Annotated in this window: 14 protein-coding genes; 13 read left to right on the top strand and 1 reads right to left on the bottom strand. The window is 66.0% G+C overall.

Annotated elements, in window-relative coordinates; genetic code table 11:
• The first annotated feature begins 155 nt into the window (after positions 1-155).
• From ACSU1G_RS31375 to ACSU1G_RS31355, 5 genes are read left to right on the top strand one after another with little or no spacing between them, the layout of a single operon-like run.
• Positions 156-1,856: an ABC transporter substrate-binding protein gene (locus tag ACSU1G_RS31375; protein WP_439285049.1), complete on the top strand. Its 1,701-nt coding sequence runs from the start codon at positions 156-158 to the stop codon at positions 1,854-1,856.
• A 43-nt stretch (positions 1,857-1,899) separates the two neighbouring features.
• Positions 1,900-2,889 (top strand): ABC transporter permease, encoded by a 990-nt coding sequence (locus ACSU1G_RS31370; protein ID WP_439285047.1) that lies wholly within the window; start codon positions 1,900-1,902, stop codon positions 2,887-2,889.
• A 5-nt stretch (positions 2,890-2,894) separates the two neighbouring features.
• Positions 2,895-3,905, top strand: coding sequence for an ABC transporter permease (locus tag ACSU1G_RS31365; protein WP_439285045.1), 1,011 nt, complete (start codon positions 2,895-2,897; stop codon positions 3,903-3,905).
• Positions 3,902-4,786: an ABC transporter ATP-binding protein gene (locus tag ACSU1G_RS31360; RefSeq protein WP_439285043.1), complete on the top strand. Its 885-nt coding sequence runs from the start codon at positions 3,902-3,904 to the stop codon at positions 4,784-4,786. The genes ACSU1G_RS31365 and ACSU1G_RS31360 overlap by 4 nt, the downstream gene beginning before the upstream one ends.
• Positions 4,783-5,673 (top strand): ABC transporter ATP-binding protein, encoded by an 891-nt coding sequence (locus ACSU1G_RS31355; protein ID WP_439285041.1) that lies wholly within the window; start codon positions 4,783-4,785, stop codon positions 5,671-5,673. Before ACSU1G_RS31360 ends, ACSU1G_RS31355 begins: the two co-directional genes overlap by 4 nt.
• Positions 5,674-5,741: 68 nt before the next feature.
• Here ACSU1G_RS31355 and ACSU1G_RS31350 read toward each other — a convergent pair whose 3' ends face one another.
• Positions 5,742-7,880, bottom strand: coding sequence for a glycoside hydrolase family 36 protein (locus ACSU1G_RS31350; RefSeq protein WP_439285039.1), 2,139 nt, complete (start codon positions 7,878-7,880; stop codon positions 5,742-5,744).
• Between the two features lie 97 nt (positions 7,881-7,977).
• Here ACSU1G_RS31350 and ACSU1G_RS31345 point away from each other — a divergent pair, with 97 nt between their 5' ends.
• From ACSU1G_RS31345 to phnK, 8 genes are all read left to right on the top strand, one after another.
• Positions 7,978-9,102 (top strand): ROK family protein, encoded by a 1,125-nt coding sequence (locus ACSU1G_RS31345; RefSeq protein ID WP_439285037.1) that lies wholly within the window; start codon positions 7,978-7,980, stop codon positions 9,100-9,102.
• 75 nt (positions 9,103-9,177) lie between these two features.
• Positions 9,178-11,292 carry an alpha-galactosidase gene (locus ACSU1G_RS31340; protein WP_439285035.1) on the top strand — a complete coding sequence of 705 codons (2,115 nt, stop codon included), beginning with the start codon at positions 9,178-9,180 and terminating at the stop codon, positions 11,290-11,292.
• A 65-nt stretch (positions 11,293-11,357) separates the two neighbouring features.
• Positions 11,358-12,077: a GntR family transcriptional regulator gene (locus ACSU1G_RS31335; RefSeq protein WP_439285033.1), complete on the top strand. Its 720-nt coding sequence runs from the start codon at positions 11,358-11,360 to the stop codon at positions 12,075-12,077.
• Positions 12,078-12,175: 98 nt separating this feature from the next.
• Positions 12,176-12,670 (top strand): phosphonate C-P lyase system protein PhnG, encoded by a 495-nt coding sequence (gene phnG / locus ACSU1G_RS31330; RefSeq protein WP_439285031.1) that lies wholly within the window; start codon positions 12,176-12,178, stop codon positions 12,668-12,670.
• On the top strand, positions 12,667-13,290 hold the full coding sequence (gene phnH, locus ACSU1G_RS31325) for a phosphonate C-P lyase system protein PhnH (protein WP_439285029.1): 624 nt from the start codon (positions 12,667-12,669) through the stop codon (positions 13,288-13,290). The genes phnG and phnH overlap by 4 nt, the downstream gene beginning before the upstream one ends.
• Entirely contained in the window at positions 13,290-14,408 is a 1,119-nt protein-coding gene (locus ACSU1G_RS31320; RefSeq protein ID WP_439285028.1) for a carbon-phosphorus lyase complex subunit PhnI, read from the top strand. The genes phnH and ACSU1G_RS31320 overlap by 1 nt, the downstream gene beginning before the upstream one ends.
• Positions 14,405-15,304 (top strand): alpha-D-ribose 1-methylphosphonate 5-phosphate C-P-lyase PhnJ, encoded by a 900-nt coding sequence (locus ACSU1G_RS31315; protein ID WP_439285026.1) that lies wholly within the window; start codon positions 14,405-14,407, stop codon positions 15,302-15,304. Before ACSU1G_RS31320 ends, ACSU1G_RS31315 begins: the two co-directional genes overlap by 4 nt.
• On the top strand, positions 15,301-16,077 hold the full coding sequence (gene phnK, locus ACSU1G_RS31310) for a phosphonate C-P lyase system protein PhnK (RefSeq protein WP_439285024.1): 777 nt from the start codon (positions 15,301-15,303) through the stop codon (positions 16,075-16,077). The genes ACSU1G_RS31315 and phnK overlap by 4 nt, the downstream gene beginning before the upstream one ends.
• The last annotated feature ends 2 nt before the right edge of the window (positions 16,078-16,079 follow it).

The following is a 16,079-nucleotide window of genomic DNA, read 5'->3' as shown; positions in this document are numbered from 1 at the left end:
TCGAATGCTTTGTTCCGTTTGTGTCCTAAGTGGCTTGACGGACTTCGTTTCAGTGCGTAACAATGGCCTCCGGGAGAACGCACTCCCAGCCCCTGCTTCAGCACAGGGTTCGTCGACGCCGCAGCTCCAGCTACGGCGTGAGGAAAGGACCAAGGATGATTCTTCGCTCACAGCGCGCTCGTCGCGCATCACTCACGATCGCCACGGGCGCCACCGCGCTCGGCCTCGTACTGACCGGTTGTGCCTCCACCGGCTCGTCCGGCGACTCCGGCGGCTCGTCCGAGGCGAACACACTCGTCGCCTTCACCGGCCAGGCCGGCGACTACCAGCGCAACTTCAACCCGTACGCGCCCACCAACATCGGCGGCCTCGGCACGATCTTCGAGCCGCTGTTCTTCGTCACGAACGTCAACACCGAGGCCTTCGAGCCCCTGCTCGCGACCGAGTACGTGTGGAACGAAGACGGCACGCAGCTCGATCTGACGCTCCGCGAGGATGTCACCTGGAGCGACGGCGAGGCGTTCGACGCAGACGACGTCGTCTTCACCTTCCAGATGATCCTCGACACTCCGTCGATCAACACCGGCGGATTCGCCGGCGCGGTGACGAAGGTCGATGACTTCCACGTCAGCATCGTGTTCCCCGAGCCCGCGTTCGTCACCGGCCCCGAGGTGCTCGGCAAGACGTTCATCGTCCCGGAGCACATCTGGTCCGCCGTCGATCCCATCACCGATGTCATCGCCGAGCCGATCGGCACCGGCCCTTACACGCTGACCAACTTCAAACCGCAGGCGTTCACCCTCACCGCCAACGAGGACTACTGGGACGGCGCTCCCGCGGTCGAGAACGTGCGCTACCTGTCGCTGTCCGGAAACACCGCCGGGGCCGACGCGCTTGCCGCCGGAACGATCGACTGGCAGACGGGCCCGGTCCCCGACATCCAGAACGTCTCAGAGAACTACCCGGGCTACGAGGCGATCACCATCGGCGCGAACCAGATGGCGCTGCTCACCTGCTCGAACGCTGACCTCGGCTGCACCGGTCCGCAGACGGATCCTGCCGTGCGTCAGGCGATCTACTACGCCCTTGACCGCGAACAGATGAACTCGCTCGCCTTCCAGGACACCGCAAGCGATATGTCGCCGACCTTCGCACTGCTGCCATCGCAGGAAGAGTTCATCTCCGGCGCTATCGAAGACAATAGCGTTCCGGCGACGGCTGACCTCGACAAGGTCGACGAGATCCTCACCGGTGCCGGCTACGAGAAGGATGCCGATGGCATCTATGCCAAGGATGGTGTCGCGCTGAACCTCACGGTCGAGGTCGTCACCGGCTGGACCGACTACATCACCGCGATCGACACCATGGCCCAGCAGCTCAAGGCAGCAGGCATCGGCGTCACAGCCGCACAGTCCTCGTGGAACGAGTGGACGGACAAGAAGAGCAAGGGCAACTACGAGCTGGCCATCGACTCGCTCGGCCAGGGCGCGGCATCCGATCCCTACTACCTGTACAACAACTACTTCTCGACGGCGAACACCGCCGAGGTCGGTCAGGCCGCCCCCGTGAATGTCGCGCGCTTCAGCGACCCTGCCGTCGATGAGGCACTCGCCGTGCTCAAGAAGACGAACCCGGCCGACATCGAGACGCGCCAGGCACAGTTCGACATCATCCAGGCCGCGATCGTCGAGGACCTGCCGTACATTCCGATCCTCACCGGAGGAACGACGAGCGAGTTCCATGCCTCGAAGTTCACCGGCTGGCCCACGCTCGATGACCTGTACGCGTTCCCGGCAATCTGGGCATCGCCAGACAACGCGCAGATCTTCAAGGCGCTGAAGCCGACGGGCGAGTGACCGTGGCCGAGGAGGAGTTTGAGATGACGGCGGGCGTGATCCGGTGAATTACTACGTACGAAAGCTGGGCTTCTACGTTGTCGCCCTGTGGGCGGCGCTGACGCTCAACTTCCTGATCCCGCGCCTGTTGCCGGGCAACCCAGTCGATATTCTGCTCGCCAAGCTCCAGCAGCGCGGTGGGCAGGTATCGGCCGAGACCAGGCACGCATACGAACTCCTCCTCGGTGGCGACTCGTCCGAGCCGCTGATCGTTCAATACGTCAGCTACCTGGTGAACGTCTTCAAGGGCGACCTCGGAGTATCGGTCACCTACTTCCCGGCGCCGGTCACAGAGGTGATCGCGGTCTCTCTGCCCTGGACGATCATGCTGATCGGTATCTCGACAGTGCTGGCGTTCATCATCGGCGTCTCGCTGGGCGCCTTCGTCGGTTGGAAGCCGGGCACCTGGGTGGACTCGCTGGTGCCGGCGACGACGCTGTTGGCGGCCGTGCCGTACTTCTGGCTCGCGCTCATCCTGGTGTACTTCCTGTCCACTGGGCTTGGACTGTTCCCGTCGCAGGGCGGGTACAACGTCATCCTCGACCCGGGCTGGAGTTGGGAGTTCATCGGCTCGGCGATCTACTACGGCTTCCTGCCGGCGCTCACAATCGTGATTGCGTCGCTCGGCGGATGGCTGCTGGGCATGCGCAACATGATGGTCTCGACACTCTCGGAGGACTACATCCTCACCGCTCAGGCGAAGGGCCTCTCCAACGGCCGGATCCTGCGCAACTACGCGGCCCGCAATGCGGTGCTGCCATCCATCGCCGGGTTCGCGATCTCACTCGGCTTCGTTGTGGGCGGCTCGGTCATCACCGAGCAGGTGTTCTCGTACCCCGGCATCGGCTCCAAGTTGCTCTCGGCGGTGACGAACAACGATTACGCACTCATGCAGGGACTCTTCCTGTTCATCACGCTCGCAGTGCTCGGCGCGAACCTCATCGTCGACTTGTTCTACGGCCTCATCGATCCCCGCACGCGGACACGGAGCTGATCGCCATGACTAATATCGCCCCCACCACTGAACCTCAGCTCGCCGACGCGACCGAGGCGATCGTCACGCGTGCGGCGCGCGAGAGGTCGAACCGGTCTCAGCGATCGCGTTCGGCACTTCGCCAGATGCTCCCGACGATGACGCCTTGGCTTGCCTTTGGACTTGTGCTCATCGGCAGCATCGCCGCGTTCGGCCTCATCGGTCCCTATCTCGTCGGTGACCCGGCGACCATCCGCAACATCGGCCTCACCGGCCCCTCGGCCGAACACCTGCTCGGCACGACGCAGACGGGCCAGGATGTGCTGGCGCAGCTCACATACGCCACGCGTGGGTCGCTGGAGATCGGCCTCATCGTCGGCGTTCTCGCCACCGCGCTATCGGCGTTCTTCGGGATCTTCGGCGCCTACATCGGCGGCTTCGCCGATGAGGCGTTCTCGCTCCTGTCGAACGTGTTCCTGGTGATTCCCGGCCTGCCGTTGGTCATCGTCATCTCGGGCTTCGTTCCGGCCGAGGCGCGAGGGCTCTGGACCATCGCGGTCGTCCTGGCGATCACGAGCTGGGCTGGCTCTGCCCGCGTGCTGCGCGCACAGACGCTGTCGATCCGCAACCGTGACTACGTCGCAGCCTCCCGCGTCGCAGGAGAAAAGGCGTGGCGAGTCATCGTCGTCGAGATCCTCCCAAACCTGCTGCCCGTGCTCGCCTCGCAGTTCGTCTTCGCCGTCATCGCCGCGATCCTCGGCGAGGCAGGGCTGTCGTTCATCGGCCTCGGCGCATCCAACTCGTCCACGCTCGGAACAATGCTCTTCTACGCGCAGAACGGCTTCGCGCTGCCTCTGGGCGCCTGGTGGTGGTTCGTGCCGCCAGGCTTACTCATCGCACTGTTCGGCATGGGGCTGTCGCTGGTGAACTTCTCGATCGACGAGATCATCAACCCCAAGCTCAAGCACGTACGCCAGCATGCGCGCCGTGCACGCCGTGCGCGCCGCGAGCAGCTCAGGAAGGAGCGCAGCCGATGAGTGCTGTCACCGAGGCCCGTCGGCCCGTTCTCACGATCGAGGATCTCACCGTCGTCTACGAAGTGGAGGAGCCCGTCACCGCGGTCAGGAATGCCTCATTCCAGCTCGCCGCCGGTGAGATTCTGGGCCTTGCCGGAGAGTCGGGATGCGGCAAGACGACCCTCGCCTATGCCGTGAACCGACTACACAAGCCGCCGGCGCGTATCGCGAACGGCAGCATCGTTTTCCACGATCGTGGCGGTGAAGACATCGACCTGCTCGCGCTCGACGACGAGAAGCTGCGTGCGTTCCGCTGGTCGGAGCTGTCGATGGTGTTCCAGGGTGCGATGAATGCGCTCAACCCTGTGACCAGCGTCCGCGCCCAGCTGGAAGATGTCTTGCAAGAGCACCGCCCGAAGATGTCGAAGCACGCGCGCCGAGAGCGCGCAGCCGACGTGATGCGTCGCGTCGGCGTCGACCCATCGCGGCTCACGTCGTATCCGCACGAACTGTCCGGCGGCATGCGTCAGCGCGTGATGATCGCGATGGCGATGATCCTCGAACCGCAGGTCATGATCATGGATGAGCCGACCACAGCGCTCGATGTCGTCGTGCAACGCGACATCCTGCGCGAGATCGTTCGCCTGCGAGATGAGCTCGGCTTCGCTGTGATTTTCATCACGCACGATCTGCCGTTGCTGCTGGAGATCAGCGATCGCATCGCCGTCATGCTGCGCGGCGAGATCGTCGAGCTGAGCAGCGCGGACGAGATGTATCGAAACCCGCAGCACGAATACACCCGCAAACTGCTCGCCTCATTCCCGAGCCTCAGCGGATCACGCGGATCGTTCATCCGAACCGGAATCGACACCGGAATCGACACTGAGGAGGTGCGCGCATGACGAGCGTGAAGGTCACTGATCTTGTCAAGGAGTTCAGCATCCGCAAGGGTGTGCGACGCGAGCGATTCCGTGCGGTGGACGGAGTCTCCTTCGACCTCGTGCCCGGCCGAACCGTGGCGCTGGTGGGGGAGTCGGGTTCGGGTAAGTCGACTATCGCCCGCATCCTCTCCAAGCTTGAGACGCCGACGTCTGGAACGATCGCGGTGACGCAGCCGGACGGTCGGCCCGTCGCGCGGCGTGACTATCGGCGTCACGTGCAGATGGTGTTCCAGGACCCGTTCGCCTCGCTCAACCCGTTCCATTCGATCGAGCATCACATCAGCCGCCCGCTGCAATTGCACAAGCGCACCCGCGGAGCCGATGAGACCTACGAGAAGGTCATCGAGATGCTCGAGCGTGTGAATCTCGACGAGTCGTTCGCGCAGCGGCGTCCGCATGAGCTGTCCGGCGGTCAGCGACAGCGTGTGGCGATCGCCCGTGCGCTCGCGCCGGGCGCGCAGGTCGTGCTCGCTGACGAGCCGGTATCGATGTTGGACGTGTCCATCCGTCTCGGCGTGCTGAACCTGCTCGGTCGGCTGCAACGAGAGGACGACCTGGCCGTCCTCTACATCACGCACGACCTTGCCACTGCGCGACACTTCTCCGACGAGATCCTCGTCCTCTACAAGGGCCGCGTTGTCGAGCGGGGGCCAGCGGATGCCGTCATCCTCGACCCCCATCACGACTACACCCGCTTGCTCGCGATGGCTGCGCCTGACCCCGAGCGGATCGGCAAGGTCGTCAGTGGGGAGAAGACACCAGACCGCACGACGCTGGACAACTCGGTCTGCTTCAACCACTTCACCGGTGAGTGGGAAGGCGCGAAGACGGCCCCAGCTGCCGCCTGAGCGCTTCCTTCGAGCGGGTGGTGCGCAACAGCGCGCCACCCGCTCTCCGCTTTGCAACGCGCGTGCGCTCAGCCCGCGTGCACCTCCAGCACGCGGGCGGACGGCTCGTTGCCGGATGCCGTCACCGCGAGGACGGCGGATGCGGCATCCCATGTCCACGTCCACCCGCTGGCGTCGGCCGGGAAGAAGGCTACGGCCGACAACTCGCGCCCCTGCGCCCACGGCAGGTGCAGGCGCGACGTCTCGGACCCGGCACGTCGCCATACCGACACGTACGCGTGGTCGCCGTTCCGAAGGCCGAGCGACACCCAATCGTCGTCCCATGCCGGCAGCCCCAGCGGCCACTCCGGGTGCCTGTCGCGAATATCGGAGAGCACGCGCTTGTGAGCGGTGACGGCCTCGCGTACGGCGGCGACCTCGATGGGTGACATGCGGTTGAGATAGCCGGACAGATACATGCGGCCGAGCACGCCGTTGACGAGAGCGAACGTGCGCTCCTCGTCGGTCATGCCCGCCTGCGGGTACGCCCAGTTTCCCGCCTGCTCCGGCAGGATCGCCGCGGGCGCGGCAGCGGCGATGGAGGCGTACGCGACCGGATCCTGCTGATCGGAGGTCGACTGCATGTGCAGGCGCGACAGCAGTGCGTAGTCCATGCGCATAGCGCCGGATGAGCAGTTCTCGATGAGGAGTGCCGGATGCCGCGACTGCACGCCATCGATCCAGCTGAGCAGCGCGCGAGCGTGTTCGAGCAAGCCGTGCCCAGGGGCGAGTCCGTCGAGGTCGGTGCCAGGGCCCGTCATCGTGTTCTCGTCCATCTTGATGAAGCCGACGCCGTACTCATCGACGAGGCGGTCGACGACGGCATCGAGATGTGCGCGAGCGGCGGGGTGGCGTAGATCCAGCAGGTGCCGGCCGTGCTCGGCGATGCGCACGCCCTGGCGTTGGAAGAATGCCTGGTCAGGCAGCGTCTCGGCGAGAGGGGAGCGCACACCGATGACTTCGGGCTCGAGCCACAGGCCTGGCGTCATACCGCGCGAGCGGATGTAGTCGGTCACCTCGGTGATGCCGCCGGGGAAACGCACGGTGGATGGCTCCCACGCTCCGACGCCGTCCCACCAGTGCCCGTCGGCGTACCAGCCGGCGTCGATGCAGAAGTAGTCGGCACCCGCCTCGGCTGCTGCATCGATCAGAGGGAGTAGCTTCTCGGTCGTCGGGTCGCCCATGAGCGTGTTCATGTAGTCGTTGAAGACGACCGGCTGCGCAGCATCGGCGCTACGCGGAACGCGGATGGCGCGGCGCTGGTCGGTGAGCGCACGCAGCGCATCGGTGGCATCGCCGGTGGCCACGGCAACGGAAACCGGAGCGGATCGGAATGTCTCGCCGGGGGCCAGGCGTACGTTCCACTGGTGCTCCTGGTCGGTGGGCCCGCTGAGCAGCACATAGGCGCCGTGCCCGTTCTCGCCGATCTCGGCCAGCCACGGACCGTTGTGTTCAATCTGCCAGGCGAAGGCGTAGCCACCATCGGATGCCGCGAGGGCAGCGGTGGGCACCTTCTCGCCACTGGACCATGAGCCGCGGTTACCGAGCGCGATGCGCGTGCGCGGCGGCTGGTTGTGGTGCAGGTGGCGGCCGACGTCGATGAGGCCGGCTGCGCGCAGCGGTTCGCTCTTCCAGCGATTCTCGGCGATCCAGTCGTTGTCGGCGTGGGTGAGCACGATGGCGTCGACGGATGACGCCTGAGCGTCGGCGAGGAACGATCCGGTCGCGAAGCTCGAGACGGCGTCGAGTACGAGCTCAGCATCCGTCGTCACCTCGGTCCAGGTGCGCACGGCGGCAGCCGAGGCGTGGGCTTGGAAGACACTCGTGACGCGGATGCCGCGCGAGCCGTCTTCCTGCACGATGCTTTCCTGCACGATGCGCAGTTCGTGGCATCCGTCCTTCTCCGATTCGTCGTGCGACACGAGACGCAGATCGCGCCCGATGATCGTGTCGACGTGGCGGTAACTGCCGGGGAAGCGGCCATGACCGAACGCGGAGATCTCGACGAGTGGCTGCTCACCGTGACCCGATGGCAGGACAGGTGTGGGTGCGGGGGAGTCGGAGGGGCGCAGTGAGAGGACGCTCACCGGTCCATCGGCCGGCGCCGAAAAGGTGAGAGAGATGCGCGGAGCGTGCCAGACGATGTCTGCTGCAGGACGGGGTGTCATATGGATCCTCGATCGTGGGTGTGATGAGATCCTTTCAATCCTCTAGGCCTCGGCGCAAGCCACTATGTTTAATTAGGTGACAAACAGGGTGAATCAGATGACAGAAATGCGCGAGATGTCTCCGGCCGTGCGCGCCGCGCTCCTCGAAGTGCTCATCCACGGTGAGCTGCCCCGCGCGGAGATCGCGCGACGCTTGCACCTTTCGCGAGCGAGCCTCACGCGCATCACCAGGCAGCTCGTCGACGGGGGCTTCCTCGCGGAGGGAGAGACGCGGCTGATGGCGCAGACCGGCCGGCCATCGGAGCTCCTGTCGCTGCGTGCGGATGCGCGTCATTTCCTCGGCGTCAAACTCACCGGCGATCGCCTTTACGTCGTTGTCACTGACCTGTCCGCTCGCATCGTGGCCTCGGTCGATCAAGCGCTCGTCTCACGCGATCCCGCAGACGTCGTTGGCCAGATCGCGGATGTGGCACGGGGTTTCTCGGCGCAGTGGCCGGACCTGGTTGCCATCGGCATCACGCTCGCAGGACGAGTGGGCCGTCGCGCTACCGGCGCGCTGGTGGAGCAGTCTGCGTTCCTCGAGTGGGAGGACGTGCCGTTGGGTGTGATGGTCGAGACCGCGACCGGCATGCCGTGCTCAGTGGAGAACGACGTGCAGGCGCTGACCGCGACCGAGCACTGGTTCGGTGCGGGCGCTGGCATTGACGACATGGCGCTCATCACGGTGGGGATGGGCATCGGCTGCGGTCTCGTCGTGGGTGGCAACGTCGTCGAGGGTGCGCACGCACGGTCGGGTCAGGTGAGTCACACGATCGTGGATGAGGCGGGTCCGCACTGTGATCTCGGGCACCGGGGCTGCGCGTCGAGCATGCTCGTGAACGACGCCATAGTCGGGGCGTATCGCCAGGCCGGCGCGGACTACTCGCAGGTCGTCGAGGCGGCACGTGAGGGTGATCCCATCGCGCGTGCAGTCTTCGCGGATGCTGGCCGGGCGCTGGGTGTGCTCATTGCCACGGTCGTCAATCTCGTGGATCCGCAGAAGGTCGTACTCACTGGCGACGGCATCGCCGTGCATGAGCTCGGCGGAGAGGCGATGCGTGCGGCGCTCGCCGACCGCCTCGACCGGGAAGCTGTGGAAGTGGACCTGGATGTGCGCACCGGAGACTTCTCGGAGTGGGCGCGTGCAGGTGCGGGAATCGCCATTCGTGGGATGCTCGCATAATTCTTTGTTTCATGATTTGACAAACCCCTGCTCTGCGCGGGACGCTGGAACCTCCACAACGACGGAGGCTCCGCCATGCCCGATGTTCGACGTTTCCACGCCGCAGGCGCGGCGCTGGTCGTTGCCTTCCGCGACGCCGGACTGCCGGAGGTGCTCCACTGGGGTGCGGACGTCGGTGAAGTGTCGGACGCCGCGCTCGCGGCGCTCGACTCGGCCAGCGTGCGCCAGATTCCCGCGAGCGCGCTCGACGAGGTATGGCCACTCACGATTTTGCCGACCGAACGGGATGGCTGGCAGGGGCGTCCGGGCCTGTCTGGTGCAATCGCCGGTGCGCCGCTGCTGCCGGATTGGACGCTCGAGCGAATCGACGCCGACGAGCGTGGCTTCTCGATCGTTGCGGTGGCCGAAGGGCTGAGGCTGGAAAGCGCGCTGCGGTTTGACGCCGACGGTGTGCTGCGCGTCGATCACCGTGTCGTGAACTCAGGCAGCGAGGCTGTCACGATCGCGGGTCTGGATGCGGTGTTGCCTGTCGCCGAGCGAGCGAGTGAGCTGCTCGACTTCACCGGACGATGGATGCGTGAGCGCTCGCCGCAGCGTCGTCCGATCGTGATGGGCAGCCAGGTGCGTGAGTCGCGTCGCGGACGCACGGGGCATGATGCCCCGACGCTCGCTGTCGCGGGAACGCCGGGTTTCAGTGACCGAACGGGTGAGGTCTGGGCTGTGCACCTCGCGTGGAGTGGGGATGCCGTCTATCGCACCGACCGCCTACCCGAAGGCCGCAACGTGCTGGGTGCGGGCGAGCTGCTGCGCCCCGATGAGATCGTGCTCGCATCGGGTGAGGCGTTCGCCGCGCCGACGGCATGGTTCGTGTGGAGTGAGGCCGGCCTCGACGGCCTGTCGTCGCGGCTGCACCGTTCGCTGCGTGCCCGTCCGGCGCATCCCTCGTCTGCGCGTCCCGTCGTACTGAACACCTGGGAAGCGGTGTACTTCGACCACACGTTGGCTCCGCTGGTCGCACTGGCGGATGCCGCGGCATCCGTCGGCGTGGAGCGTTTCGTGCTTGATGACGGCTGGTTCCTTGGGCGCCGCCGAGACGACGCCGGCCTGGGTGACTGGCTCGTCGACCCTGCAGTGTGGCCGGAGGGCCTGCATCCGATCGTCGATCACGTGCGCGAGCTCGGCATGGGGTTCGGGCTGTGGGTCGAGCCGGAGATGGTCAACCTCGATTCGGAGCTTGCGCGCGAGCATCCGGAATGGCTGCTGCGTGCCGCGGGGCGCGAGACGCGTTCGTGGCGCAATCAGCATGTGCTCGACGTTGCGCGTCCGGAGGTCGCGTCGTATCTGCTGGAGCGACTGAGTGCGATTCTGGACGAGTACCCGATCGAATACCTGAAGTGGGATCACAACCGCGATCTGCTCGAGGCCGCGCATGCGGGTCGTGCGGGCGTGGATACGCAGACCCGTGCGGTGTACGCGCTGCTTCATGATCTGCGCCGGCGTCACCCCGCCGTGGAAATCGAGTCGTGCTCCTCGGGTGGCGGGCGAGTCGATCTCGGTATTCTCGCGCACACCGATCGGGTGTGGGCGTCGGATACGAATGACCCGATCGAGCGTTCGCGCATCCAGCGTTGGACCGAGCTGCTGCTGCCGCCCGAGCTGATCGGCAGCCATGTCGGGCCTGGTACTGCGCACACGACGCGCCGCGCGACCGACCTGCGCTTCCGGATGGCGACGACCCTGTTTGCGTCGGCGGGTATCGAGACTGACATCACTCGGTTCACGGACGAGGAGCGCGCAGAGCTTGCAGCGTGGATTCTCGAGTACAAGCGGCTGCGTGAACTCATGCACACCGGCGAACTCGTGCACGATGCAACCGACGACGAGGGACAGTTGCTGACCGGGGCGGTGGCGCAGGATAAGCGGCACGCGCTGTTCCGGCTGACGCGGGAAACCACAGGTGAGTGGTCGGTGCCTCCGGCGCTGCGCCTGCCGGGTCTGGATCCCGCGTTGACCTACCGGGTCTCGGTCGTGTCAGCGCTCACGACGAAGGCATACCTCGATCCGAAGACCGTGCCGTGGCTGGCAGACGGTGGCGTCGTGTTGCCGGGGTCGCTGCTGTCGGGGATCGGGCTGCGCACGCCGCTGCTGGCGCCCGCATCCGCGCTCGTGCTGGAGGTCGTCGCAGTCTGATGGGGGACCGATCCGCCGGATCCTGAGTCACCTGCTGTTCACCGTTGCTTCGTATTCTGGCCGACATGCTCGATATCGTGGCGGCGCTGGAAGACGAAGTGGCACAGCTGCCTCCCGGGGCGCGGCTGCCGAGTGAGCATGAGCTGATGGGCCGGTTTAACGCGACGCGCAGTACAGTTCGGCGGGCGATCGAGCAGCTCGAGAATCGGTACCTCCTGCGGCGGGTGCACGGATCCGGCACGTTCGTGAACAGGAGGATCGACTATCTCCTTTCGCCCGGCCTTGCACCGTCGCTGCATGACACTGTTCAACGCGCCGGAGCCGAAGCGCGCACCTTCGTTCTGGATGCCGGCATTCATGACGCCCCGGCAGACATCGCCGCACACCTTGATGTTCCGGCGGGCGAGAGCTGCATGCGCCTCGTACGGGTGGGGTACATCGACGATCAGCCGGCGATGTGTGGCGAGGAGTGGATTCGCCCAGGCATCCTCGATCACGTCGATGTGAGTCTGCGCGCGATCGAATCGCTGACCGAAGTGCTGCGCGGCTCCCACCGCGACCCGACCCGCGCATGGTCGCGGGCGTCGACCGAGTTGCCGCCCGCGCTGGTGGTGCAACGGCTCGAGCTGCGCGCACCCGCTCCGGTGTGGTGCCTGGAGACCCTCACCCGCGACGGTGTCGGGGGCGCGCCGTTGATGTTCAGTCGGTCCTGGATGCGCCAGGACCGCATTCGCGTCGTCATCGAGTTCGACGGGCGGGATGCTGCGGCATCCACGGCGCACTAACCGACTGCGCGACAAGTCACCAGTCGTTTACCAAACGGTTCACCTGCCGGTAACTGAAGCATCCGGTCTGGGCCACTTCCACGCCGGAAAGTGGAGGCATGAACACGAACGCACGGAATCCCGAGGAACGACGCCGCACCGCACGCGTCCTCGTCGGCGCGACCGAAGCCCAACTCGCCGATCTCTGGCGCACGTGGACCGATCGTCCTCAGATCGAATACCTGCGCGGTCCGGAATCCGGCCTGGTCATGGTGCAAGGCCGTATCGGCGGCACCGGCGATCGCTTCCATCTCGGCGAAGCCACCGCCACCAGGGCGACGGTCGCCGTGCGCAGCGGCTCCGACGAGGCTGTCGGTTCGGCCTATGTTCTCGGCAGCCATCCGGAGCACGCCGCGCTCGCCGCAATCTTCGAGGGGATGCTGGAATCCGCGGCTCGCGACCGGGTGATGGCGGAGGTCATCGAGCCTCTCGAACGGGGGCAGTCGGCACACGATCACCAGAAGCGTCGGGAGGAGCGGGCCACTGTCGTGGACTTCTTCACGGTCGCACGAGAGAACGACGGCTTCGGGCCGGACGAGGAGGAAGACGAGTGAACGTCACCGCCATCCAGACGCCGGGTCTCGCAGATCCGGTCAACGACGCGCAGCGAATCTTCCGTGCTGCACTTGCAGCGCTCGCGCGCCCGACGCTCGCACAGCCGGTCCGCGCCGGCATGGTGCCACCCGCGCCATTGAGCCCGACGGTCGGAGCGCTTGTTCTGACGCTCTGCGACGAGCAGACTCCGATCTGGCTGGACCCCGCGCTGCGCGGTACCGGCGACGTCGAGACGTGGATCCGCTTCCACACCGGCGCGCGGATCGTGGCCGATGCGCACGATGCGCTGTTCTGCGTCGCATCCGGACCGTCGGCCGTGCCGTCGCTGAGTGACCTGCGCCAGGGAAGCGACGAGGAACCGCATCTGTCCGCGACGGTCATCATCGACGCGGCAGGCGCTGAGCCGACCGGCTCTTTCGTGGCGTCCGGTCCTGGCATCAACGGAGAGGTCTGCTGGGACGGCGCAGGCCTGCCGGCATCCTCGCCCGAACGACCGGGCTTCCTCGAGACATGGGATGCCAACACGAGGCGCTACCCGCGCGGGGTCGACCTGATCCTCGCCGGTGAAGACGACGTGCGCGGACTGCCGCGTACCACTGCACTGAAGGAGAGCCGCTGATGTACGTGGCAGTGAAAGGTGGCGAGAAGGCGATCGCCAACGCCCACGCCCTGTTGGCCAAACGGGGAGCGGGCGACACCGAGCGCATCGCCTACGATCAGCTGCGAGACCAGCTCGGTGTGCTGGTCTCCAGAGTCATGGCAGAGGGCTCGCTGTACGATCCCGACCTGGCGGCGAAGGCGCTCCTGCAGGCGCAGGGCGACGTGCTCGAAGCGGTCACGCTGATTCGCTCCTACCGCACGACGTTGCCGCGCTTCGGCGTGACGCGCGCCCTGGACACGTCCGGTCTCCCGCCTGAGCGGCGGATCTCGGCGACGTTCAAAGACATCCCGGGCGGACAGCAGTTGGGCGCGACGTTCGACTACACGCACCGTCTGCTGGCCGACGAGCTCCCGACGCCGACGATCACCGAACCCGATGTGGAGCTCGATCCCGAGCTCGATCTCGACGTCGAGTTCGACGCAGCGATGCCGCGTGTCACCGATCTGCTCGGCCGGAGCGCGCTCATCGAACCTGACCGTCCAGCTGAAGGCTGGGAGGATCCGGATCCCGCCGATCTCACCCGCGAACCCACGACGTTCCCGATGACGCGTGCCGAACGATTGCAGGCTCTCAGCAGAGGCGACGAAGGTTTCCTGTTGTCGCTGGGCTATTCGACCCAGCGCGGCTTCGGCAATACGCATCCGTTCGTCGGAGAGGTACGCGTGGGCGAGGTCGAGGTGTCGTTCGAGGCCCCAGAAATCGGCCACGATGTGCCGATCGGCCGCATCGAGGTCACCGAATGCCAGATGGTGAACCAGTTCGTCGGCACGGCTGACCAGCCGCCGCAGTTCACCCGCGGCTATGGACTGGTCTTCGGGCGTGCCGAGCGCAAAGCGATGTCGATGTCGCTCGTGGATCGCGCGCTGCGCAAGGACGAGTTCGGCGAGCGCGAGGTCTCACCCGCTCAGGACGAGGAATTCGTGATCGCGCACAGCGACAACGTGCAGGCCGCCGGCTTCGTCGAGCACCTGAAGCTGCCGCACTATGTCGATTTCCAGGCCGAACTCGGGCTCATCCGTCGCCTCAACCAGGAATTCGAGGAGCGGCGTGCAGCCGCCGGGAAGGACGCATCATGAGCGAGCCGCGCATCGTCTACAACGAGGGATACCTCGACGAGCACACCAAGCGCGTCGTCAGGCGCGCACTGCTGAAGGGCGTCGCGATCCCCGGATTCCAGGTGCCGTTCGCCTCGCGCGAGGTGCCGATGCCGCGCGGCTGGGGCACGGGTGGGGTGCAGGTCACCGCGTCGGTGATCGGCAAGTCCGACACGCTGAAGGTGATCGATCAGGGCGCCGACGACACGACCAACGCCGTGTCGATCCGGCAGTTCTTCGAGAAGGTCGCTGGCGCTCAGGCGACGACGCGCACGGATGAGGCGACGCTGATCCAGACCCGCCACCGCATCCCCGAGACACCTCTCGTCGATGGCCAGATCATCGTCTTTCAGGTGCCGATTCCCGAGCCGCTGCGATTCCTCGAACCACGTGAGACCGAGACGCGTCGCCTTCATGCCCTCGAGGAATACGGACTGATGTACGTCAAGCTCTATGAGGACATCGCGCGCTACGGTCACATCGCCAAGACGTACGACTACCCGGTGATGGTGAACGGACGTTACGTGATGGCGCCGTCGCCGACGCCGAGCTTCGACAACCCGAAGATGCACCAGAGCCCCGCGCTGCAGCTGTTCGGCGCCGGCCGGGAGAAGCGCATCTACGCCATCCCGCCGTACACCGACGTCGAGTCGCTCGGGTTCGAGGATTTCCCCTTCGAACCCCAGCGCTTCCAGGATCCGTGCGAGATCTGCGGATCAGAGGGCGTCTATCTCGACGAGATCATCATCGACGACGCAGGAGGGGCGATGTTCGCATGCAGCGATACCGACCACTGCGAGCGCACAGCGGCTGCGAACGCGGACCGTCGGATTCCGGCCGCGATCACCGGCCGCCAGAACGAGGAGGTCCCGGTATGAACACCGATCAGCCACTGCTCAGCGTCACCGGCGCAGGCCACCGGTATGGGGAGCGCTTTGGATGCCGAGGCGTCGACTTCGACCTGTGGCCGGGCGAAGTGCTCGCCGTCGTCGGGGAATCCGGCTCGGGCAAGTCCACCCTGCTGGGGATGCTGTCGCAGCGACTGAGCATCGACGAGGGATCGATCCGTTACCGCACCGGTGACGAGCTTGTCGAGCTGTCTTCCCTGTCGGAGCGCGAGGTGCGCCGTCTCTGGCGTACCGAGTGGGGCTTCGTGCACCAGAACGCCGCGGACGGACTGCGGATGCACGTCTCAGCCGGCGGCAACGTCGGCGAACCGCTGATGGCGAACGGCGAACGCCACTACGGCACGATCCGCGCGCAGGCGGCGGACTGGCTGGAGCGTGTGGAGATCCCGCGAGAACGCATGGATGAGACGCCAGCCACCTTCTCGGGCGGTATGCGCCAGCGCGTGCAGATCGCCCGCAACCTCGTGTTCGGGCCGAAGCTCGTCTTCATGGACGAGCCCACCAGCGGCCTGGACGTCTCGGTGCAGGCTCGTCTGCTCGATCTCATCCGCTCGCTCGTCGCCGACCTCGGCCTCGCGGTCGTGATCGTGACGCACGACCTCGCCGTGGCCCGGCTCATCTCCCACCGCACGCTCGTGATGAAGGACGGCCGGGTGATCGAATCTGGGCTCACTGACCGCGTGCTCGATGACCCCCAGGCCGCCTACACCCAGCTGCTCGTCTCTTCGATCCTGCAAGGATGACC

Source organism: Microbacterium sp. A93, from assembly GCF_051842835.1.
Note: the sequence above shows the minus strand (reverse complement) of the source record. Positions and strands in the feature narration are given on the sequence as shown.